This is a genomic window from Cupriavidus phytohabitans, assembly GCF_000426345.1.
GTDB lineage: Bacteria > Pseudomonadota > Gammaproteobacteria > Burkholderiales > Burkholderiaceae > Cupriavidus.
Genome location: NZ_AUFE01000005.1, coordinates 86,914 through 105,812, shown reverse-complemented (window position 1 = coordinate 105,812; position 18,899 = coordinate 86,914). Strand labels below are relative to the sequence as shown.

Annotated in this window: 18 protein-coding genes; 11 read left to right on the top strand and 7 right to left on the bottom strand. The window is 68.6% G+C overall.

The genetic code is table 11. The features are described from left to right. Positions 1-7 precede the first annotated feature (7 nt). Complete coding sequence (locus tag K309_RS0105595) at positions 8-355, top strand: FKBP-type peptidyl-prolyl cis-trans isomerase (RefSeq protein ID WP_018008195.1); 348 nt, start codon at positions 8-10, stop codon at positions 353-355. 73 nt (positions 356-428) lie between these two features. On the opposite strand, the gene K309_RS0105590 is transcribed toward K309_RS0105595, so the two are convergent. Further along, positions 429-749 (bottom strand): hypothetical protein, encoded by a 321-nt coding sequence (locus K309_RS0105590; RefSeq protein WP_029045498.1) that lies wholly within the window; start codon positions 747-749, stop codon positions 429-431. A gap of 276 nt (positions 750-1,025) precedes the next feature. On the opposite strand from K309_RS0105590, the gene K309_RS0105585 reads away from it, so the two are divergent. Then, positions 1,026-1,817, top strand: a complete 792-nt coding sequence (locus tag K309_RS0105585; RefSeq protein WP_051320350.1) for a gamma-glutamylcyclotransferase — start codon at positions 1,026-1,028, stop codon at positions 1,815-1,817. 17 nt (positions 1,818-1,834) lie between these two features. Next, positions 1,835-2,632 carry an ankyrin repeat domain-containing protein gene (locus K309_RS36025; protein WP_084402364.1) on the top strand — a complete coding sequence of 266 codons (798 nt, stop codon included), beginning with the start codon at positions 1,835-1,837 and terminating at the stop codon, positions 2,630-2,632. A 63-nt stretch (positions 2,633-2,695) separates the two neighbouring features. Here K309_RS36025 and K309_RS0105575 read toward each other — a convergent pair whose 3' ends face one another. Further along, positions 2,696-4,411, bottom strand: coding sequence for a long-chain fatty acid--CoA ligase (locus K309_RS0105575; protein WP_029045496.1), 1,716 nt, complete (start codon positions 4,409-4,411; stop codon positions 2,696-2,698). 183 nt (positions 4,412-4,594) lie between these two features. On the opposite strand from K309_RS0105575, the gene trxA reads away from it, so the two are divergent. Together trxA and K309_RS0105565 are read left to right on the top strand one after the other, a co-directional pair. Then, positions 4,595-5,440, top strand: a complete 846-nt coding sequence (trxA, locus tag K309_RS0105570; RefSeq protein WP_029045495.1) for a thioredoxin — start codon at positions 4,595-4,597, stop codon at positions 5,438-5,440. 17 nt (positions 5,441-5,457) lie between these two features. Next, positions 5,458-5,835, top strand: coding sequence for a cupin domain-containing protein (locus tag K309_RS0105565; protein WP_029045494.1), 378 nt, complete (start codon positions 5,458-5,460; stop codon positions 5,833-5,835). A gap of 32 nt (positions 5,836-5,867) precedes the next feature. Here K309_RS0105565 and K309_RS0105560 read toward each other — a convergent pair whose 3' ends face one another. Then, positions 5,868-6,308 carry a bacteriohemerythrin gene (locus tag K309_RS0105560; RefSeq protein WP_029045493.1) on the bottom strand — a complete coding sequence of 147 codons (441 nt, stop codon included), beginning with the start codon at positions 6,306-6,308 and terminating at the stop codon, positions 5,868-5,870. A gap of 124 nt (positions 6,309-6,432) precedes the next feature. Here K309_RS0105560 and K309_RS0105555 point away from each other — a divergent pair, with 124 nt between their 5' ends. Continuing rightward, the gene (locus K309_RS0105555) at positions 6,433-7,011 is read left to right on the top strand and encodes a P-loop nucleotide/nucleoside kinase family protein (protein WP_029045492.1); all 579 of its coding nucleotides are present in this window, start codon (positions 6,433-6,435) and stop codon (positions 7,009-7,011) included. Positions 7,012-7,025: 14 nt separating this feature from the next. On the opposite strand, the gene tcdA is transcribed toward K309_RS0105555, so the two are convergent. Next, positions 7,026-7,919, bottom strand: a complete 894-nt coding sequence (gene tcdA / locus K309_RS0105550) for a tRNA cyclic N6-threonylcarbamoyladenosine(37) synthase TcdA (protein ID WP_029045491.1) — start codon at positions 7,917-7,919, stop codon at positions 7,026-7,028. 239 nt (positions 7,920-8,158) lie between these two features. Between tcdA and K309_RS0105545 the strand changes: the two genes are divergently transcribed. From K309_RS0105545 to K309_RS0105525, 5 genes are all read left to right on the top strand, one after another. Continuing rightward, complete coding sequence (locus K309_RS0105545; protein ID WP_029045490.1) at positions 8,159-10,507, top strand: AsmA family protein; 2,349 nt, start codon at positions 8,159-8,161, stop codon at positions 10,505-10,507. 335 nt (positions 10,508-10,842) lie between these two features. Next, a complete protein-coding gene (locus K309_RS0105540) occupies positions 10,843-12,033 on the top strand; it encodes an MFS transporter (protein ID WP_029045489.1) in 1,191 nt (396 codons plus the stop codon). 168 nt (positions 12,034-12,201) lie between these two features. Further along, entirely contained in the window at positions 12,202-12,840 is a 639-nt protein-coding gene (gene pdxH, locus K309_RS0105535; RefSeq protein WP_029045488.1) for a pyridoxamine 5'-phosphate oxidase, read from the top strand. Between the two features lie 212 nt (positions 12,841-13,052). Further along, complete coding sequence (locus tag K309_RS0105530; protein ID WP_029045487.1) at positions 13,053-14,294, top strand: class I SAM-dependent methyltransferase; 1,242 nt, start codon at positions 13,053-13,055, stop codon at positions 14,292-14,294. A 34-nt stretch (positions 14,295-14,328) separates the two neighbouring features. Beyond that, positions 14,329-15,363, top strand: coding sequence for a DUF72 domain-containing protein (locus K309_RS0105525; protein ID WP_029045486.1), 1,035 nt, complete (start codon positions 14,329-14,331; stop codon positions 15,361-15,363). Between the two features lie 7 nt (positions 15,364-15,370). Here the strand turns inward: K309_RS0105525 and msrA are convergent, their stop codons facing one another. The 3 genes from msrA to K309_RS0105510 form a co-directional block, all read right to left on the bottom strand. Continuing rightward, a complete protein-coding gene (msrA, locus tag K309_RS0105520) occupies positions 15,371-15,913 on the bottom strand; it encodes a peptide-methionine (S)-S-oxide reductase MsrA (protein WP_029045485.1) in 543 nt (180 codons plus the stop codon). A gap of 115 nt (positions 15,914-16,028) precedes the next feature. After that, the gene (locus K309_RS0105515) at positions 16,029-17,570 is read right to left on the bottom strand and encodes a class I adenylate-forming enzyme family protein (RefSeq protein WP_029045484.1); all 1,542 of its coding nucleotides are present in this window, start codon (positions 17,568-17,570) and stop codon (positions 16,029-16,031) included. Next, positions 17,567-18,820 carry an acyl-CoA dehydrogenase family protein gene (locus tag K309_RS0105510; RefSeq protein ID WP_029045483.1) on the bottom strand — a complete coding sequence of 418 codons (1,254 nt, stop codon included), beginning with the start codon at positions 18,818-18,820 and terminating at the stop codon, positions 17,567-17,569. The genes K309_RS0105515 and K309_RS0105510 overlap by 4 nt, the downstream gene beginning before the upstream one ends. Positions 18,821-18,899: the final 79 nt, after the last annotated feature.

Sequence of the window (18,899 nt, the reverse complement as noted above, 5' to 3'; positions counted from 1 at the left end):
AATCACCATGCAAACCACGCCCTCTGGCCTGCAATACGAAGACACCACCGTCGGCTCCGGCGCCGAAGCCACCGCCGGCAAGCACGTCACCGTGCACTACACCGGCTGGCTGTACGAGAACGGCCAGGCTGGCCGCAAGTTCGATTCGAGCAAGGACCGCAACGACCCGTTCGTGTTCCCGCTGGGCGCCGGCCACGTGATCCGCGGCTGGGACGAAGGCGTGCAGGGCATGAAGGTCGGCGGCGTGCGCCGCCTGGTGATCCCGGCCGATCTCGGCTACGGTGCGCGCGGCGCCGGTGGCGTGATCCCGCCGAACGCGACGCTGCTGTTTGAAGTGGAACTGCTGGCGGTTTAACGACTGTGGCTCCCGCGAAGGCGGGAGCCACAACCAGGGGTCTTGTCAGATCCGGGGGCCTGCCCAGGCCCCCTCAGAAACCGATGGCGGCGTTGCCGACATCGACGCGGACCTTGTCGCGGTCCAGCAGCCGCGCCGCATGGCGCGCATATTCCTGCGCCCAGGCAGGATCGCCGGAGAAGCGTGACTCTCCGGAAAACTTGGCGACGTTCAGGATCTTGTCGATGACCAGCACCTTGCCGACCGGGCTCGACGCCTGGCAATCCAGCTCGGTGTACTCGCGGTCGAACCAGCGCCACGCCGCATCCTCGGCCACCGCGGCCAGCTCGTCCGCGCCGATCGTGAAGTCATATTCCTTGCCGCTGCCGAACACCACCGTAAGCGTACGCGTCATCGCAGGTTCCTCCTGGTCGGATGAAGCTCCCATTGTAAAGACTGCCCGCCACCGCGTGCCAGCAAAACGCCCCGGGCTGACCGCGGACAAGCTTGCGCGGGCACGCATCGGTCCCGGCATCGCGCGGGGTGGCAAGGGTGGCATCGCCGCCGCGCGGCGGCGACCGTTGCCTAACACCCACACCGATGCCGCCGGCTCAGGCATTTCCGGGAAAAACTGGCACTTATGTCATTTTCCCCACCTGCCCGGGACGCTGCTTTGATTTATGCTTGCAGCATGGCCATTACGCGACAGGACCTCGAATCCGACCGGCTGCGCACCTCGCTGTGCAGTACCCCGGTCGCGTCCTCGCTGTTGCCCGAGCACGTGCTGGAGCAGTCCCTCTGCGACGCGCTGGCACGCAAGCCCGACGACCCCGCGCTCGACGGCGATGTCTGGGTGTTCGGCTATGGCTCGCTGATCTGGAACCCGATGGTGGTGCACACCGAGCGCCGGCGCGCAACCGTGCATGGCTACCACCGCGGCTTCTACCTCTATTCCCGCATCAACCGCGGCACGTGGGACAACCCCGGGCTGGTGCTGGGCCTGGATCGGGGCGGCTGCTGCCACGGCATGGCGTTCCGGATCCCCAGCCACGTGGTCGAGCAGGAGTTCCGCGTGCTATGGCGCCGCGAGATGCTGACGGGCGCCTACCACCCGCGCTGGCTGCGCATCCGCACCGGCGGGGATGGCCATGGTGATGGCGATGAGGGTCCGGAGCAACGCGCCCTGGCCTTCGTCATGAACCGCGCGCACGAGTCCTACGCCGGCCGGCTGCCGGACACCAGCGTGGTCGAGCGGCTGCGCCACGCCGCCGGACTGTACGGCCCGGCGCGCGAATACCTGCAGCAAACCCTGCTGGGGCTGGCCACCAACGGCGTCGACGATCCCTACCTGGGACGGCTGTGGCGCCAGCTCCAGGCGGGCGATGCCGCCGACGCCGAAAGTGCCGCCGCCAAAACTGGCACCGCCGGCACCCGCGCGGACGATACCCCGCCCTTGCCGGCCCGGCCTCGCGAAACCGCCTGAGCCCAGGAGCTGCCGCCATGACGCGCCCCGCCACCCGCAGCCGCAGACAAGCACTCAATGAGATGCTGGGCCTGATGGGCTTGCTGGTCGGGGGCAGCCTGCTGGCGGCACAGGGCGGCCAGACTTTGGCGGCCCGCCCCGGGGCCGGCGCCGCCAGCCAGCCCGGCGCCGCGCGGCCGCGCGGCACGGCGCGCGCCCCCGTGCGCAGTGAAGGCCTGAGCGCACTCGACCGCAACCTGATCACCGCCGCCGGTATCGGCGACCAGGACATGGTGGCGCGCCTGCTGGCCGCGGGCGCCACCGCGCGCGCTGCCGACGAACGCGGCCGCAGCGCGCTGCTGGCCGCCGTGCAGAGCCGCCACGTCGAAGTCGCGCGGATGCTGATGCTGGCCGGCGCGGACGTGAACCACAAGGACGCCGACGCCAATAGCCCCTTCCTGCTGGCCGCCGCCAGTGGCCAGGCCGAGATCGTCCGGCTGGCGCTGGCGCATGGCGCGGACCTGGCCAGCACCGACCGCTACGACGGCACCGCGCTGATCGGCGCGAGCCAGCAGGGCCATGTGGAAGTGGTGAAGCTGCTGCTGAAAGCGGGCATTGCCGTCGACCACGTCAACAACCTCGGCTGGACGGCACTGCTCGAGGCGGTGGTGCTGGGCGATGGCAGCACGCGCTACGAGGAAACGGTGCAGCTACTGCTGGATGCCGGCGCCGACGCCAACCTGGCCGACCGCGAAGGCGTGACCCCAACCCGCCACGCGCGCGAGCGGGGGTACAAGACCATGGTGAAGATGCTGATGCGGGTGCGGGGGCATTGAGCCTTGCCCTGGGCGGTTCGCATGCGATGGGAACCCGCCCCGGGCATAGGCTGGCAGCATAGATCAGGCCGCTGCGGGCTTCAGCTCTCCCTCAGCCCGAGCGTTTTCGCTCTCCTGCAGTTGCCGCCACATCACCTTTCCGGTTCCCGACTTTGGCAGCGCGTCCACGAGTTCCACCACCCGCGGATACTTGTACGCGGCCATGTTCTCCTTGGCCCAATCGATGATCTCGTCCGGCGTGGTCTTGCCCCTGGCATGGGCGCGCAGCACCACCACCGCCTTGACCGTCTCGCCGCGGTACGGGTCGCGCGTGCCGATGATGCAGGCCTCCTGCACGTCGGGGTGCTTGTACAGCAGGTTCTCCACCTCGGCCGGCCATACCTTGAAGCCCGACGCGTTGATCATGCGCTTGAGGCGGTCGGTGATGAAGTAGTAGCCCTCCTCGTCCATGCGCCCCAGGTCGCCGGTGCGGAAGAAGGTCTTGCCCTCGAATTCGATGAAAGACTCGCGCGTGGCGTCTTCCTTGCCCCAGTAACCCTTGAACACCTGCGGGCCGCAGACGATGATCTCGCCGATCTCGTTGGGCGGCAGTTCCTTGAGCGTGACCGGGTCGATCACGCGCGCGTCGGTGTTGAAGGTCGGCACGCCCAGGCACTGCAGCTTGGGCCGGTCCGACGGGTTGCTGTGCGTCGGCGCCATGGTTTCTGACAGCCCGTAGCCTTCCAGGTAGCTCAGCCCGAACTGCTCGCGCAGCCGTTCGGCCACTGCCTGCGGCATGGCCGCGCCGCCACCGCCGATATAGCGCAGGCTGGACAGGTCGAACTGCTCCAGGTTGGGGCTGGCCAGGAAGTCGATGACCATGGTCGGGATATTGGTCCAGTGCGTGACCTGGTAGCGCGAGATCAGGCGGCCGGCCACCTCGCGGTCCCAGCGCGGCAGCATCACCACGGTGGCGCCGCTGTAGATCGGGCCGTTCATGCCGTACTGCATGCCGGTAACGTGGAACAGCGGCAGCACCGACAGGATCACCGACTCGGCGCCCGAGCCCGACCAGGTCGCGCCGCCGACGATGTTGTGCATGACCGAGCGATGCGTATGGATGCAGCCCTTGGGAAAGCCGGTGGTGCCGGAGGTGTACGGCATCACGGCCATGTCGTCAGGCCCGGCGGTATGCGGCCCCGGCTGCAGGCCGGCGCCCAGCGCTTCGGCCCATGCGGTCGCGCCGGCGGGCAGCGCGTGCGGCGTGGTCAGCCACGCGGGCGGTGCGTCTTCGGGATGCTCGTGCGTGGGCGGCAGCGCGTCGGCGTACTGCGTCACCAGCAGGTGCTGCAGGCGCTCGGCCGGCGCCAGTTCCGCCACGGCCTGATCCACGCCGGCGGCCAGGTCGGCCGTGCAGATCGCCACGCGCGCCTGACCATCGGTGACGTAGTGCTTGAATTCCTCGGCGCGGTTCATCGGGTTGACCGGCACCACCACCGCATCGGCGCGCAGGATCGCGTAGTAGCTGACGATGAACTGCGGGCAGTTTTGCATGTACAGCAGCACCCGGTCGCCCTTCTTCACCCCAGCCCTCTGCCGAAGCCAGCCGGCCAGCGCGGTGGCCTGCGCTTCCAGTTCGCGGAAGGTGATGGCGTTGCCGAAATAGCGGATCGCCGCCTTGTCGGCATAGCGCAGCGCAGACACTTCCAGGTTGTACCAGAGCGACGTTTCGGGCAGCACAATGGCGGTCGGCAGGCGCTTTGGCCAGAACTGCAAATGCGGGCGGGCTGGGTTCTGCATGAAACGTCTCCTGTGCGTCGGTCTTCGGACCGGGTCTGTCGGTATGGTCAAGGACTATAACCGAACGATCGTTCTATTTTCAACCGGTGGCTTTCCCGAACGCCAGGTGTGCGGCGACTGCCGTTGTATTTGGCGCCTCCGCCCTCACAATAGAAGGATCTCCGCCTCTTTCCAGGACTGTTCATGAGCGACGTCAACCTGCAGAATTTCGAGACCGAAGTGATCAACGCCTCCCACCAGGCGCCGGTACTGGTCGATTTCTGGGCACCCTGGTGCGGCCCCTGCCGGACGCTGGGCCCGATGCTGGAACGGCTGGAGGCCGAAGCGGAAGGCCGCTGGAAACTGGTCAAGGTCAATGTCGACGAGAACCAGGAGCTGGCCGCGCATTTCGGCGTGCGCAGCATCCCCCATGTGGTGGCGATCGCCGACGGCCAGGCCGTGGACCAGTTCACCGGCGTGCTGCCGGAGTCGGGGCTGCGCGAGTTCCTGGACCGGCTGGCGCCCGGCCAGGCCAGGTCGCCGCTGGCCGAGGCGCAGGAACTGGCCGCCTCCGGCAACCGCGACGGCGCCGAGACGCTGTTCGCCGACGCGATTGCCGCGGATCCGGAATCGGACGCCGCGCGGCTGGCGTATATCGGCTTCCTGCTGGACGGCAACGCCGTCGACCGGGCCAGGGCGGAGTTCGCGGCGCTGTCGCCGCGCGCCGGGCAGGAAGATGGCTACGGCGCACTGCGCACGCGTATCGAAGCCATGGAAAACGCCGCCGGCCTGCCCGACGAAGCCACCCTTGCCGGCCGCATCGACACCGATCCGCGCGACCTCGCGGCGCGGATGGACCTGGCGCGGCTGATGATCGCGCGCCAGCAATACGAGCCGGCGCTGGAACAGCTGCTGGCGATCGTACGCACCGACCGCGGCTTCGAGGACGATATCGGCCGCAGGACCATGCTGTCGGTATTCGAGATGCTGGCCGACCGGCCCGAGGTGGTGTCGCGCTGGCGCCGCCAGCTAAGCACGTCGCTGAACTGAGCGGGGAGCCAATCGCCATGTCCACGCCCCGCCTGGTCGATTTCAAGACCGAACCCGCCCCGACCCACGACCGCCCGCGGCCCGACCGGCTGGTGTCGGGCAACCCCGACCGCACCACCTGGACACACTACAGCGCCGACCAGGGCGATTTCGACTGCGGCATCTGGGCCTGCGAGCCCGGCGCGTGGCGCATCGCCTTCCCGGCAGGCAAGGAAGAGTTCTTCCATGTGATCAGCGGCCGCATCCGCATCAGCGACGAGGCGGGCGAGGCCCGCGAATTCGGCCCGGGCGACGCCTGCGTGATCCCGGCGGGCTTCACCGGCCTGTTCCAGGTGCTGGAGCCGGTGCGCAAGTATTTCGTGGTGATCGACCGCGACGCGTCGCGGCCTGCCTGAGCCCGTTGGGCTTCGGCTGGCTCGAGCGAACCTTAGGCCGCCGCGGCCGGCCCTTCCACCAGCGTGAAGCCGTTCTCGCGCATATGCTCGACCATCATCGTGTCCATCGACTTGACGTGATGGTCGAACCAGCCTGACAGCTCGGACACCAGCCGGCGGCCCAGCCCGAATTCGCCGTCGGTATGGACCTTGTCGCGCACGGCAACGGCCACGGCCAGCACCTGCTTGTGCTCGCCCGCGTGGCAATGGCGCGGGCCGAAGCCCATCGCCTCCATCCACTGTTCTTCCTGCGCGAAATGGTGGCGCGTATGGTCGATCCACTCGTCCATCGCGGCCAGGAAGCCGGCATCGTCCGCACTGGCCACCGCGGCCAGCAGTTGCACGAACTCGGCGTGGGTGGCATCGGTGACCGGTTCGCCGAGATGGAGGTCTTCGGGCAGGCCGGCGGAGGAGAGCTGGTCTTTGGCGTCCATGGGGAGCGGCGGCAATCGTTGGAAAACGGCAAGGATACCGAATCGACGCGGCCCGGACCTGATCTTGCGCAAGCCGGGCGGGTATGCTGTCGGGTATGCGCCCCGCCCGCCACCTCTATCGCCCATGCCACGACTGATCTTCTTCTGCGGCCATGCCGGCACCGGCAAGACCACCCTCGCCCACCGCCTGATCGGCCCGCTGATGCAGGCCACCGGCGAGCCCTTCTGCCTGCTCGACAAGGACACGCTGTACGGCCGCTACAGTGCCGCGGCCATGGCCGCCATCACCGGCGACCCCAACGACCGCGACAGCCCGGCCTACCTGGACAATCTGCGCGACCCCGAATACCAGGGCCTGCTCGATACCGCGCGGGAAAACCTGGCGCTGGGCATCAGCGTGCTGGTGATCGGCCCGCTGTCGCGCGAGATTCGCTCGCACCTGCTGAGCGACCCGGAATGGCTGCAGGTGCCGCAGGGAACCACCGTCCGCATCGTGTGGGTGCACCTGCCGGAAGACGAGGCGCACGCGCGCATCATCCGGCGCGGCAACCCTAACGACGCCTACAAGCTGCAGCACTGGGACGCGTACCGCACGCGGCGCTTCATGCCGAGCGCGGACGAATTTCCCGAACTGATCTTCTTCGACAACCTGGCGCCGGGCGAGGCCGAGGTCGACGGCCTGCTGCGCGCGTTGAGCGCCTGAACGTCGGCCCGGCTTCAGCCGCGCGCGATCGCGCCGATCGCCGCCGACGCCGCCACGAAACCGAACACGGCCGTCACCGCCACCGACGAGCCGAAGCCCGCACAGGCCAGCCCCTGCGGCCCGCTCGCAGCCGGATGGCCGGCGTGCCCATCGTGCGGCGGCGCCTCGTCGATCTCGCAGGCCTGCTGCCCGGGCTCCGGATATTGCAGCGGCTCGTCGGAATAGACCGCGGCAATGCCGAACTTCTTTTTGGGGTCGCGGGTGAAACCCCACTGCTTGCGCAGCCCGGCGCGCACCTTGGACAGCAGCGGATCCTGGATCGTACGCGCCAGGTCGTCGATGCGCACGCGCGTGGGATCGAGCTGGCCGCCGGCGCCACCGCAGGTGATCACCGGCACGCCCTGGCGCCGCGCCCAGCCCAGCATTTCGGTCTTGACCCGCACGGCGTCGATGGCGTCGATCACGTACTCATAGCCGGCACCGAGCAGCGCGGGCACATTGTCGGTGGTGACGAAGTCGTCGACCTGCGTCACCCGGCAGCGCGGGTTGATGTCAACGATGCGCTCGGCCATGGCCTCGACCTTGGCGCGCCCGTAGGCATCGCCCAGGGCGTGGATCTGCCGGTTGGTGTTGGACAGCGCGATATGGTCGAGGTCGATCAGGGTGATGCGCCCGACCGCGTTGCGCGCCAGTGCCTCGGCGGCCCAGCTGCCTACGCCGCCGATTCCGACCACGCACACATGGGCCGCTTCCAGCCGCGCCAGCCCCGCGGCGCCATACAGCCGCGCGACGCCGCCGAAGCGGCGGTGGTAGTCGTCGTCGGCCGGGCTTTCATGGGTCAGCGGCTCGGGCAGGCCAGGCAGATGGCCGGGGAGATCGCCGGGCAAGGGGTGTGCGGCATCGTTCATGCTGAGGGCTCGGAGCGTGGGGACGAGGCGGCCGCGGCCGGGGCCGCGCCGGCGGAAAAATCCGGCATTATCCGGCGGCGATGTCAGCCAATCCCCGACAAAGACGGGAAGCGCGCAACTATACAATAGACCTGCAGTGTTCCGTTCGCCGCCCCACGCAAGCCCAGGCAAGCCTTTGAGGGCCCATTGAGGGCCGGCCGGTACCAGCGGACCTGCCCCGCCATAGAGGAGCCCGCCTCATGCCCGTGCGCCGCAAGGTCGTCCTGTGGAGTGTGCTGACACCGATCGCGCTGATCGCGCTGCTGTTGGTCCTGTTCCTGACCTTTGACTGGAACCGCGCCAAGCCCTGGCTCAACAACAAGGTTTCCGAGGCCATCGGCCGTCCCTTTGCCATCAACGGCGACCTGACCGTGACCTGGCGCCGCGGCGAAGGCGAGACCGGCTGGCATACGCTGGTACCGTGGCCGCGCCTGTCGGCACGCGACATCACCATCGCCAATACCGACTGGGCCAGCCAACCCAACCTCGCCACCGTACGCGAACTGATCTTCGTACTGCGCCCGATCCCGCTGCTGGCGCACCAGATTGCCGTGCCCACCATCGTCGTCGACAGCCCGGCGGTATGGCTGGAGCGGCTGGCCGATTCGCGCAACAACTGGACGCTCGAGTTCGGCCCCAAGAAAGGCCCGTCGAAATGGGAGCTGGATATCGGCGAGATAGTGCTGGCGCGCGGCAACCTGGCGCTGTCCGACCAGTTCAAGAAGATCGAGTTGCAGGCCCAGCTCGACACCATCGGCGAAAACCCGCTTTATGACAAGGCGCGCGACGGCGCGCTGGTCGGGCCGCAGGCGTCCGCCGTGCCGCCCGGCCCGCCGGCCAGCGCGGCGGCGGCATCCGCGCCGTCCGCGTCGGCCCCATCCGCATCGGGGCCGCCGGCTTCGGCCACTGCCGGCACCGACCGCTACGGCTTGCGCTGGAAAGCCACCGGCCGCTACAACGATGCCACCATCAATGCCAGCGGCAAGGCAGGCACCGTGCTGAGCCTGCGCAATACCGATGTGCCGTTCCCGTTCCTGGCCGATGTGCGCGTGGGCACCACGCGCGCGCTCATTGAAGGCACCGTGACCAATCCCGCCCACCTGGCCGCTGTCGACGTACACCTGACGCTGGCCGGCGACAGCATGGCCAGGCTGTACGCGCTCACCGGCGTGGTGCTGCCGTCGACGCCGCCTTATGAAACCCGCGGCCGGCTGATGGCCACGCTGCGCAAGGAAGGCTCGATCTACGAATACCAGAAGTTCACCGGCCGTGTCGGCGGCAGCGACCTGTCCGGCACGCTGACCTTCACCAAGCGCGAGCCGCGCCCGCTGCTGGCCGGCACCCTTCTGTCGAACCAGTTGCGCTTCGTCGACCTGGCGCCGCTGATCGGCGCTGACGCCAAGCCCGGGCGCCCGGCCAAGGATAGCGCGGTCCGGCAGCCGCCCGACAAGGCACTGCCGGCGGCGCCGTTCCATACGGAACGCTGGGACAAGATCGATGCCGACGTGCACTTTGCCGGCAAGCGCATCATCCGCGACGCGGAGTTGCCCATCACCAACCTGGTCACCCACCTGAAGATGCAGGATGGCGTGCTGCTGCTCGATCCGCTCAACTTCGGCGTGGCCGGCGGCAACCTGGTGTCGACCGTGCGCCTGGACGGCAAGCGCGAGCCGATGGGCGCGGTGCTCGACATGACCGCGCGCCACATGAAGCTCAAGCAGTTGTTCCCCACCATCGACCTGATGCGCGCCAGCATCGGTGAACTCAATGGCAGCGCCAAGCTGACGGCGACCGGCAATTCGGTCGGGGCGCTGCTAGGGTCGTCCAATGGCGAGGCCAAGCTGCTGGTAGAGAACGGCACCGTCAGCAAGTTCATCCTGGAAGCGATCGGCCTGAACGTGGGCAGCCTGGTGATCAACAAGCTGTTCGGCGACAAGCCGGTGCAGATCAACTGCGGCGTCAGCGACTTTGCCTTTACCAACGGCATCGCGCGCGCGCGCACCTTCGTGCTTGATACCGACGACGCAGTCATCGAGACCACCGGCGGCATCGACCTGCGCAGCGAGCGGCTGGCACTGACCATCCACCCGGACTCCAAGGGCCTGCGCGTCTTTTCCCTGCGCTCCCCGCTGTACGTGGGCGGAACCATGAAGAAGCCGACGGTCAGCCCCGACATCGGCGTGCTGGCGCTGCGCGCCGGCGGCGCGCTGTCGCTGGCGCTGCTGGCGCCGGTCGCCACCGCGGTGCTGCCGCTGGTGGACCTGTCGCCTGGCGGCGACAGCAGCAAATGCGCCGCATTGCTGGCTGATCTGCGCAAGCGCCCGGTCGCGCCGCCTCCCGGCAAGACCTATAAGGATCCAAAGACAGGCGGCACCGCGGGCATGACCGCCGGCAAGCCGATTCCGCCGGAAACGCCCGGCACTGCCGCACAGGCGGAGGCGCAGGCCGGCCACGCTGAACGCCCTGAACGCCCTGAACGCCCGGCCGAGCGCGAAGCGCGCAAGCCATTGCGCCCGGACAACGAGGCGGCGCTGTACAAGGGCGGTTGAGCCGACGCCACCACCGGCTCCTCGCCGGGAATGTCGCCGCGTGGCGACATGTCTGCAGTTGTCTGAAGCGAAACCGCAACACTTCCGCTGGCTGCGACATCCCGTCGCAGTTTGCCGTTGTAACTCGCCCACATGCGGCGCATAATTAAACGGCCATTTACAAGAAGTTTAAGCATGGCAAGCATCGGATGCGATGCGGGTTCGCCCGTCCGCATCCTTCGGAAGGCGCGGCTGCGGCCGCCCTTTGTTTCCGCTTCTTTCCGTTTTGTTGTCCGCCTCGGCGCGGCCGCCGGCCACCCGCGAGCGCGGTCCCACGACGCCACTCGCCCGCCCCCGTGTCGCTGCCGCACGCCGCCGTCCCGCCGATCACCTGGCTGATCGCGCTGACGGTGTGCAACCACGTGGCATTCAACGCCAGCCGCGTGGTGGTGTCGCTGTTCGCGATTTCCCTCAAGGCTTCCACCGTCACGCTCGGCGTGCTGATGTCGCTGTACGCGCTGCTGCCGATGCTCCTGGCCATTCGCGCCGGCAAGCGCATCGACGAGATCGGCCCGCGCAAGCCGATGACCGCCGGCTCGCTGATGGTAGTGGCCGGCACGCTGCTGCCCGCGGTGTGGCATGAACTGGATGCGCTGTACCTGTCGTGCGCACTGATCGGAGTGGGTTTCATGCTGGTCCAGGTGGCCATGCAACTGCTGATCGGCCAGGTCTCTACCAACGACACGCGGCTGCGCAACTACACCTGGCACGCGCTCGGGCTGTCGGTGTCGGGGACGCTGGGGCCGGTGGCGATGGGCTATGTCATCGAGCATGCCGGCTTCCGCCCCGCCTTTGCCGTGCTGGTCGCGGTGGCGCTGGTCGGCCAGGCCGGCCTGCAGTGGGTGCGGCCGCGGCTGCCGGCGCAGGGCGGCAATGCCAGCCGCATCGCCATCGAGGACGGCACCCGCCGTTCCACGCTGGGCCTGCTGCAGTATCCCGAACTGCGCGCCGTCTTTGTCGCCAGCGCGGTGCTGTCGGCGGCCTGGGACCTGCATGCCTTCCTGATCCCGATCCAGGGCTCGCGCATCGGGTTGTCGCCGTCGTCGATCGGCTGGGTGCTGGGCGCCTTTGCCATGGCAACCCTGATCATCCGCGTGGCGATGCCGGTGGTGTCGCGCCGCCTGTCGGAGTGGAAGATCATCCGCACCGCGCTGCTGGTGGGCGCGCTGGCCTACCTGGCCTACCCCTTCATCACGCATTTCTGGCTGATGTGCGGCCTGGCCTTCGTGCTCGGGCTGGCGCTGGGCAGCGCCCAGCCCAATGTCATGAACATCCTGCACACGGTGTCGCCGCACGGACGCGCCGGCGAGGCGCTGGGCCTGCGCTCGGCGGTGCTCAATACCAGCCAGGTGGTGTGGCCGCTGACCTTCGGCGTGGTCGGCACGGCGCTCGGCATGCTGCCGATCTTCCTGTCGATGGCCGGCGCGATGGGCGCGGCCGGCTACTACTCGCGGCGCCAGGGACGCAGGACGCTGCCACCGGCGTGAACACCGGCGCGCCCCCTGGCCGCTGTGACGCCGCTGTGACGCCGCCGGCACGCCTTGCCGGCGCGCAAATGCGGCCCCCGATGCATTCGCTATACTCGAATCAGCCGGACCTGCGCCCCCGCCCCCGGGCACGCCGCGCACCCCGACCGATTCTTTGATGATTGCGACATGACTCAACTCGCCGACCTCCGCCGTACCTATGTCCTGGGCTCGCTGTCCGAAACCGACGTGGCCCCCGACCCGATGAGCCAGTTCAAGCGCTGGTTCGACGAGGCGGTCACGGCCAAGCTGCCCGAACCCAATGCCATGACGCTGGCCACCGTCAGCGCCGATGGCCAGCCCTCGGCACGCATCGTGCTGCTCAAGGGCATCGACGATCGCGGTTTCACCTTCTTCACCAACTACGAGAGCCGCAAGGGCCTGGACCTGGCGGCAAACCCCCGCGCCGCGCTGCTGTTCCACTGGGTGCAGCTGGAGCGCCAGGTGCGGGTGGAAGGCATCGTTGAAAAAGTTGCCGACGACGAGAGCGACGCCTATTTCGCCTCTCGCCCCCTCGGCTCGCGCGTGGGAGCGTGGGCTTCCGAACAAAGCCGCGAAGTACCCGGCCGCGACGTGCTGGAACAGCGCGAGCTGGAATACCGCAGCAAGTTCGGCGACAACCCGCCGCGCCCGCCGCACTGGGGCGGCTACCGGCTGGTGCCGACCGCACTGGAATTCTGGCAGGGGCGTCCGTCGCGCCTGCATGACCGCATCGTCTATCGCGTCCACCCGGGCGGCGCCTGGCAGATCGTGCGCCTCTCGCCCTGACGCGCTGGCCGCGGAGGTCCGAACGGGTCTGTCCCGGGGGCTTCCCGAGGGTGCGCTGCACTGCCCGCAGAATTCGACTAAAGTGGGACTGGCGTCGCTTGGTGATTTTTACGCAAGCGCTCGCGACGGACTCGGGTCAAGGCTCGGGGCAGTACCTGCCTTGTCCGGAGGATCGGTCGAGCGTGTGCCGCAACCATCGGGAGGTGAAACGCATGTTCTTCAAGCAAGCCCTGGAAAAGCAACTCGACAACTGGATCGCCGACCTGCGTGACAATGCCAACCTGCCGGTCTGCTTGCGCCTGTGGAATGGCACCGAATATGCCCTTGGCCATTTCGACGAGCCGCAGGTCACGCTGACCGTGCGCGAGGCCGCAGCACTGCCGCTGCTGCTGACGCCAAGCCTGGACAACCTGGGCGAGGCCTACGTGCAGGGCAAGATCGACTTTGACGGCAGGCTGGCCGACATCATCAAGGTCGGCTACGGCCTGTCGGCGGCCGCCACGCGGCGTGCCGGCGGCGCGCTGGCCAAGGTGGCGCAGCATTTCTCGCACACCAGGCAGGAAGACAGGAAGTCGATCCAGTATCACTATGACGTCTCCAACGACTTCTACAAGCTCTGGCTCGATCCCAACATGGTGTACTCGTGCGCCTATTTCGAGAACGGCGACGAGGACCTGGCCACTGCGCAGCTCAAGAAGATCGACCATATCCTGACCAAGATCCAGGTGCAGCCCGGGCAGACACTGCTGGACATCGGCTGCGGCTGGGGCGCGCTGGTGCTGCGCGCCGCGCAGAAATACGGGGCGCGCTGCGTGGGCATCACGCTGTCGCAGAACCAGTTCGACCTGGCCACCGAGCGCGTCAAGGCGGCAGGGCTGTCCGACCGTATCGAGATCCGGCTGCAGGATTACCGCGACACTTCTGGCACCTTCGACCGCATCACCAGCGTCGGCATGTTCGAGCACGTGGGCAAGGACAACCTGACTGGGTACTTCCGCCGCATGCGCGAGTTGCTGGCCGATGACGGCTATGCGATGAACCACGGCATCACCTCGCCCGACCCCGACAACGGCCAGACGCCGATGGACGGCGCCGAGTTCATGGACCGCTACGTGTTCCCGCAAGGAGAGCTGCCGCACATCGGGCTGGTGCTGAAGACGATGGAGCAAGGTGGCCTGGAAGCGCTCGACGTGGAACTGCTGCGCCGCCACTACGCGCAGACCCTGCGCCACTGGGCCGATAATTTCGAGGCAAAGGGCGAGACCATCCGTGATATGGTCGGCGAGAAGAAGTACCGCATCTGGCGCGTGTACCTGGCCGGCTGCTCGCATGCCTTCGAGACCGACAAGATGTCGATCTACCAGGTGGTCTGCCACAAGGCGGGGATGTCGTCGGCCACCGTGCCGTGGTCGCGCCGCTATATCTATGAGCAGCCCATCGGGCGCAACGGCTGAACGATGCCGAACCCGACATGGACCGATTGACCGATTGACCGAAGACCTCTTTGGCGGGCTGCCCGTGCCCGCCCCGCAACAAGCTCCCGCCCCTCCCGCAAAGGCAGTCCGTGCCCAGGGCGTGCAACCCGCGCCGCCGGACGAGGCACTGCGCGCGCTGTCGGCGCGCCTGCCCGCCAACCTTTACTTCGGCACCTCGTCGTGGGCGTACCCCGGCTGGGACAAGCTCGTCTATGACGGCGAGTATGGTGACAGCATGCTGTCGCGCAAGGGGCTGGCCGCGTACTCGCGCCATCCGCTGCTGCGCGCGGCGGGCATCGATCGCGGCTTCTACGGGCCGATCCCGCTGGCGGACTACCTTTCCTACGCAGGGCAAGTGCCGGACGGTTTCCGCTTCGTGGTCAAGGCGCCGGCCAGCGTCTGCGACGCCTGGCTGCGCGGCTCGGACGGCGCAGGCCGGCTCGCCAATGCGGCGTTCCTGGACACCGAGATTGCGGTGCGCGACTTCATCGCCCCGGCGACCGCAGGCCTCGGCAGCAAATGCGGGCCGCTGCTGTTCCAGCTGTCGCCGATGGGCAGCCTGGCGGACAGCGGCATGTTCCTGGAGCAGCTCGACGCGTTCCTGGGCGCGCTGCCGCCGCTGGACCCGTCCATCACCCCGCATGCCTGCTATGCCGTCGAGCTGCGCGACCCGGCGCTACTGACGCCGCGTTATATCAAGCTGCTGCGCCGCCATGGCGCGCGCTTCTGCCTGTCGGCGCGCGACCGGCTGCCGGCGGTGCCGCGCCAGGCCGCGGCGCAGGCCTTGATGGATGAAGCCGGCCCAGGGCCGCTGCTGCTGCGCTGGATGCTGCACGCGGGCCGGCCATACGCGTATGCCGAGAAGCTGTACACGCCGTTCGACCGCATCGTCGACGACGATCCCGGCACGCGCGACGCCATCGCCGACGTGGTGGCGCGCACCGTGCGCGCCGGCCAGCCCGCCATCGTCATCGTCAGCAACAATGCCGAAGGTTGCGCGCCGCTGAGCATCGCGCGGCTGGCCGAGGCCATCGCCGCACGGCTGTAGGCGCCGGCTACACCCGCAGCCTGGCGGCGAACTGCTTGCGGAACTTGGCCAGCTTGGGCGAGATCACGAAGGCGCAGTAGCCCTGGCTCGGATGGTCCTGGAAGTAGTTCTGGTGGCCCTCTTCCGCGCGCCAGTACGGCTGCTCGGGCTCGACCTGGGTCACGATCGGGGCATCGTAGACCTTGGCCGCGGCCAGTTCGCGCATGACGTACTCGGCAACGGCGCGCTGCGCTTCCGAATGCGTGAAGATCACCGAGCGGTACTGCGGCCCGACGTCGTTGCCCTGCCGGTCCGGCGTGGTCGGATCGTGGATGGCAAAGAAAATCTCGACGATCTCGCGGAAAGTGATCACGGACGGGTCGAAGGTGACGCGCACCACTTCGGCGTGGCCGGTATCGCCTTCGCACACCTGCTGGTAGGTCGGATGATCCACATGGCCGCCGGTATAGCCCGACTCCACCGCGACTACGCCCTTGACCTGCTGGTAGACCGCCTCCAGGCACCAGAAGCACCCGCCCCCCAGCGTGGCCGTTTCATATCGATGTTCCATGTTGCGCCGCCCCCTTGGCTGGTCTATGTCAATGTCGTGATTGTCCGGTGTCACGGACCTCAAGCATAAGCGCAGTCGGGCGCGCGCGCATCGGCCATGCGGCTGGACTGCCGTGTCAGCCGGGTTGCCGTTGCGATTCCAGCAGCGCCCGCAGCTGGGGCTTCATCACCTTGCCCAGCGCGCTGCGCGGCAGGTCATCGAGCAGCACCACCTCCCGCGGCAGCTTGAAGCGGGCGATGCGGGCGGCCAGCGCCTCGCGTACCGACGCCGGGGCCAGCGGCGCGCGGTCGGCGCCCGGCGCCGGCACGATCACCGCCACCGGCACCTCCCCCCAGCGCGCGTCGGCCACCCCCACCACCGCGCACTCCTGCACGCCGGGCAGCCCGAGCAACACGTTTTCGATCTCGGCCGGATAAATGTTCTCGCCGCCGGAAATGATCATGTCCTTGCTGCGGCCGACCACTTCGATGCAGCCGTCGGCATCGCGGTGGGCCAGGTCGCCGGAATGGAACCAGCCGCCGGGCAGTCCGTCGGCGGGCTGGTTCCAGTATCCGGCCATGACGCTGGCGCCGCGCACCCACAGTTCGCCGACCTCGCCCTGAGCTACCTCGGCGCCGTCGGGGCCGGCCAGCCGCACCGTCACCTCCGGCACCGGCCAGCCGGCATAGCCTGGCCGCGCCATGGCGTCTTCCAGCTTCAGCGCCACCGACACCGGTCCGGTCTCGGTGGCGCCATAGACCTGGCCGAGCGGCACGCCACGCGCGTGGAAAGCGTCGATATAAGACAGCGGGATCGTCGACGAACCGGCCATCACGCCGCGCAGCGGCGACAGGTCGGCGCTGTCCCAGCCGGGATGCTCCAGCACCGCCCGCAGCGTGGCCGGCACCATCAGCGACAGGCTCGGTCGCGCTTGCGCGACCGACGCCAGCCATGCGCCGGGCGCGAAGCGGTCATGCAGCGTCACCTGCGCCCCGGCCAGCAGCGCCGGCAGCGTCTGGATGCACAGGCCGCCGACATGGAAGGTCGGCAGCACCGACAGCACATGGTCGTCACGCGTCATGCCGTGCACCCACCAGCTGGCCCGCGCATTGGCCAGCAGCCCGGCCTGCGTATGGACCGCGCCCTTGGGCTTGCCGGTGGTGCCGGAGGTATAGGCCAGCAGCAGCGGCGCGGCGCCGGCAACGTGCGGGAAGCTGGCAACGAGCGGCGCCGGGTGATCGACGATGCGTTCCAGATGCGCCAGCCGGCACTGGCCATCGCTGGCTTCCTGCGCCCGCGCGGCATGCGCGTCGTCGTGGAACAGCAACGCCAGCTGCGCATGGCCGGCGATGGCGTGCAGTTCGGCCGCGGCGAGCCGGTAGTTCAACGGCACGAACATCGCTCCGACCCGCGCGCAGGCGAACAGCAGCACCAGCTGCAATTCATGGTTCAGGCACAGCGTGCCGACGCGGTCGCCGGGGCGGATGCCCCAGGTCGCCGCCAGGTGGGCGCTGGCGCGCTCCACGCGGCGCCACAGCTCGCCGTAGCTCAACGTGCGGCCGAGGTAATGCAGCGCGGGCCGCTGCGGCGCCGCGTCAGCGTGCGCCCACAGCAGGGATGGCAGCGCGCCGGGTCCGGCGGCGCCGCAACGGGACGGGCCAGTGCTGGCGCCGCTCATTCGTCGCGCTCGCCGGATTCGTACAGCGTTTCGCGGCCCATGCGGTCCAGGATCAGCTCGGCGGTCCAGGGCAGCATCAGCGCACCGCAGCGCGAATCGCGGTACAGGCGCTCCAGCGGCAGGTCCTTGAGCATCGACTGCCCGCCGCAGGTACGGATCGCCAGCCGCGCGATATCGTTGGCGCCTTCCATCACGGTGTAGTGCGCGGCGTACAGGCGCAGGCGCTCGTCCCTGGAGGGGTTCGGCTTCGCTTCATGGATCACGCGCCAGAAGATCGAGCGCATGGTCTCGAGCTGGATGCGCATCTGCGCCACCGCGATCTGCTTGGTCGGGTACATGCGGCGCTTGACCGGCGGCTGGCCCGGCACCTCGCCGCGCAGGTACTGCACGGTGAAGTCGTAGGCGGCCTGCGCCACGCCGAGGTAGGTCGGCGACAGCGTGAAGAACATGGCCGGCCAGGTCTGCGCGGCGCGGTAGTAGACCCCGCGCGGCATCAGCTGCTCCTGGTCGGGCACGAACACGTCCTTGAGCAGCAGCGTGCGCGAGACCGTGCCGCGCATGCCCATCGGGTCCCATTCGCCGGTGACGGTGAGGCCGTCGGCCTTGCCCGGCACGGCGATATAGAGGGTATCGCGCATATCGGGATGCTGGTCGCCGCGGTCCTCGGTGCAGAGGATGCCGTAGAAGTCGGCAGCGCCCGACAGCGAGGCGAAGATCTTGCGGCCGTTCAGCACCCAGCCGCCTTCGACCTTGCGCGCGGCGGTGCCGAACGGCGCCTTGCCGGCGGCCGCGGCCGAGCCTTCCGAGAACGGCTGCGCGTAGACCGCGCCGTCGCGCACCACGCGCGCGAAATGCAGGGCGCGGCGGGCCTCGTGCTCGGCACGCTGTCCGGGCGTCATCTCGATGCCATCGGACAGCGTGCCGGTCCACATGGTCGAGCAGATATGCATGTTGTACGTCAGCGCGGTCGCGCCGCAGAAGCGGCCGATCTCGGCGCCCACCATGCAATAGGTGGCGAAGTCCGCGCCTTCGCCGCCGAAGGCTTCCGGCACGCACAGCCCCAGCAGGCCGGCTTCGCGCAGGTCGTCGTAGTTGGCGAAGGGAAAGCTGGCCTCGCGGTCCCAGGTGGCGGCACGCGCGGCGAAGCGTTCGCGGCCCAGGCGGTTGGCCAGCGCCAGCAGGCGCGCCTGGCGCGGGGTGAAATCCGCCGTACCGACGGCGGGGATGAAGTCGAGCTGGCCGGATGGCATGTCGCGGTCTCCTTGGCGCCGGTCGATATGAACCTGCGCCGTTGATCTGGTTTTCAGGGACTTCGGGACCGGCGCGCGC

Coding starts and splice junctions, on each gene's coding strand:
- K309_RS0105530 (WP_029045487.1), top strand. CDS start 13,053: ATGTTCTTCAAGCAAGCCCTGGAAAAGCAACTCGACAACTGGATCGCC.
- K309_RS0105560 (WP_029045493.1), bottom strand. CDS start 6,308: ATGGACGCCAAAGACCAGCTCTCCTCCGCCGGCCTGCCCGAAGACCTC.
- pdxH (WP_029045488.1), top strand. CDS start 12,202: ATGACTCAACTCGCCGACCTCCGCCGTACCTATGTCCTGGGCTCGCTG.
- trxA (WP_029045495.1), top strand. CDS start 4,595: ATGAGCGACGTCAACCTGCAGAATTTCGAGACCGAAGTGATCAACGCC.
- msrA (WP_029045485.1), bottom strand. CDS start 15,913: ATGGAACATCGATATGAAACGGCCACGCTGGGGGGCGGGTGCTTCTGG.
- K309_RS0105515 (WP_029045484.1), bottom strand. CDS start 17,570: ATGAGCGGCGCCAGCACTGGCCCGTCCCGTTGCGGCGCCGCCGGACCC.
- K309_RS0105545 (WP_029045490.1), top strand. CDS start 8,159: ATGCCCGTGCGCCGCAAGGTCGTCCTGTGGAGTGTGCTGACACCGATC.
- K309_RS0105590 (WP_029045498.1), bottom strand. CDS start 749: ATGACGCGTACGCTTACGGTGGTGTTCGGCAGCGGCAAGGAATATGAC.
- K309_RS0105585 (WP_051320350.1), top strand. CDS start 1,026: ATGGCCATTACGCGACAGGACCTCGAATCCGACCGGCTGCGCACCTCG.
- K309_RS0105595 (WP_018008195.1), top strand. CDS start 8: ATGCAAACCACGCCCTCTGGCCTGCAATACGAAGACACCACCGTCGGC.
- tcdA (WP_029045491.1), bottom strand. CDS start 7,919: ATGAACGATGCCGCACACCCCTTGCCCGGCGATCTCCCCGGCCATCTG.
- K309_RS0105565 (WP_029045494.1), top strand. CDS start 5,458: ATGTCCACGCCCCGCCTGGTCGATTTCAAGACCGAACCCGCCCCGACC.
- K309_RS0105575 (WP_029045496.1), bottom strand. CDS start 4,411: ATGCAGAACCCAGCCCGCCCGCATTTGCAGTTCTGGCCAAAGCGCCTG.
- K309_RS0105555 (WP_029045492.1), top strand. CDS start 6,433: ATGCCACGACTGATCTTCTTCTGCGGCCATGCCGGCACCGGCAAGACC.
- K309_RS0105510 (WP_029045483.1), bottom strand. CDS start 18,820: ATGCCATCCGGCCAGCTCGACTTCATCCCCGCCGTCGGTACGGCGGAT.
- K309_RS36025 (WP_084402364.1), top strand. CDS start 1,835: ATGACGCGCCCCGCCACCCGCAGCCGCAGACAAGCACTCAATGAGATG.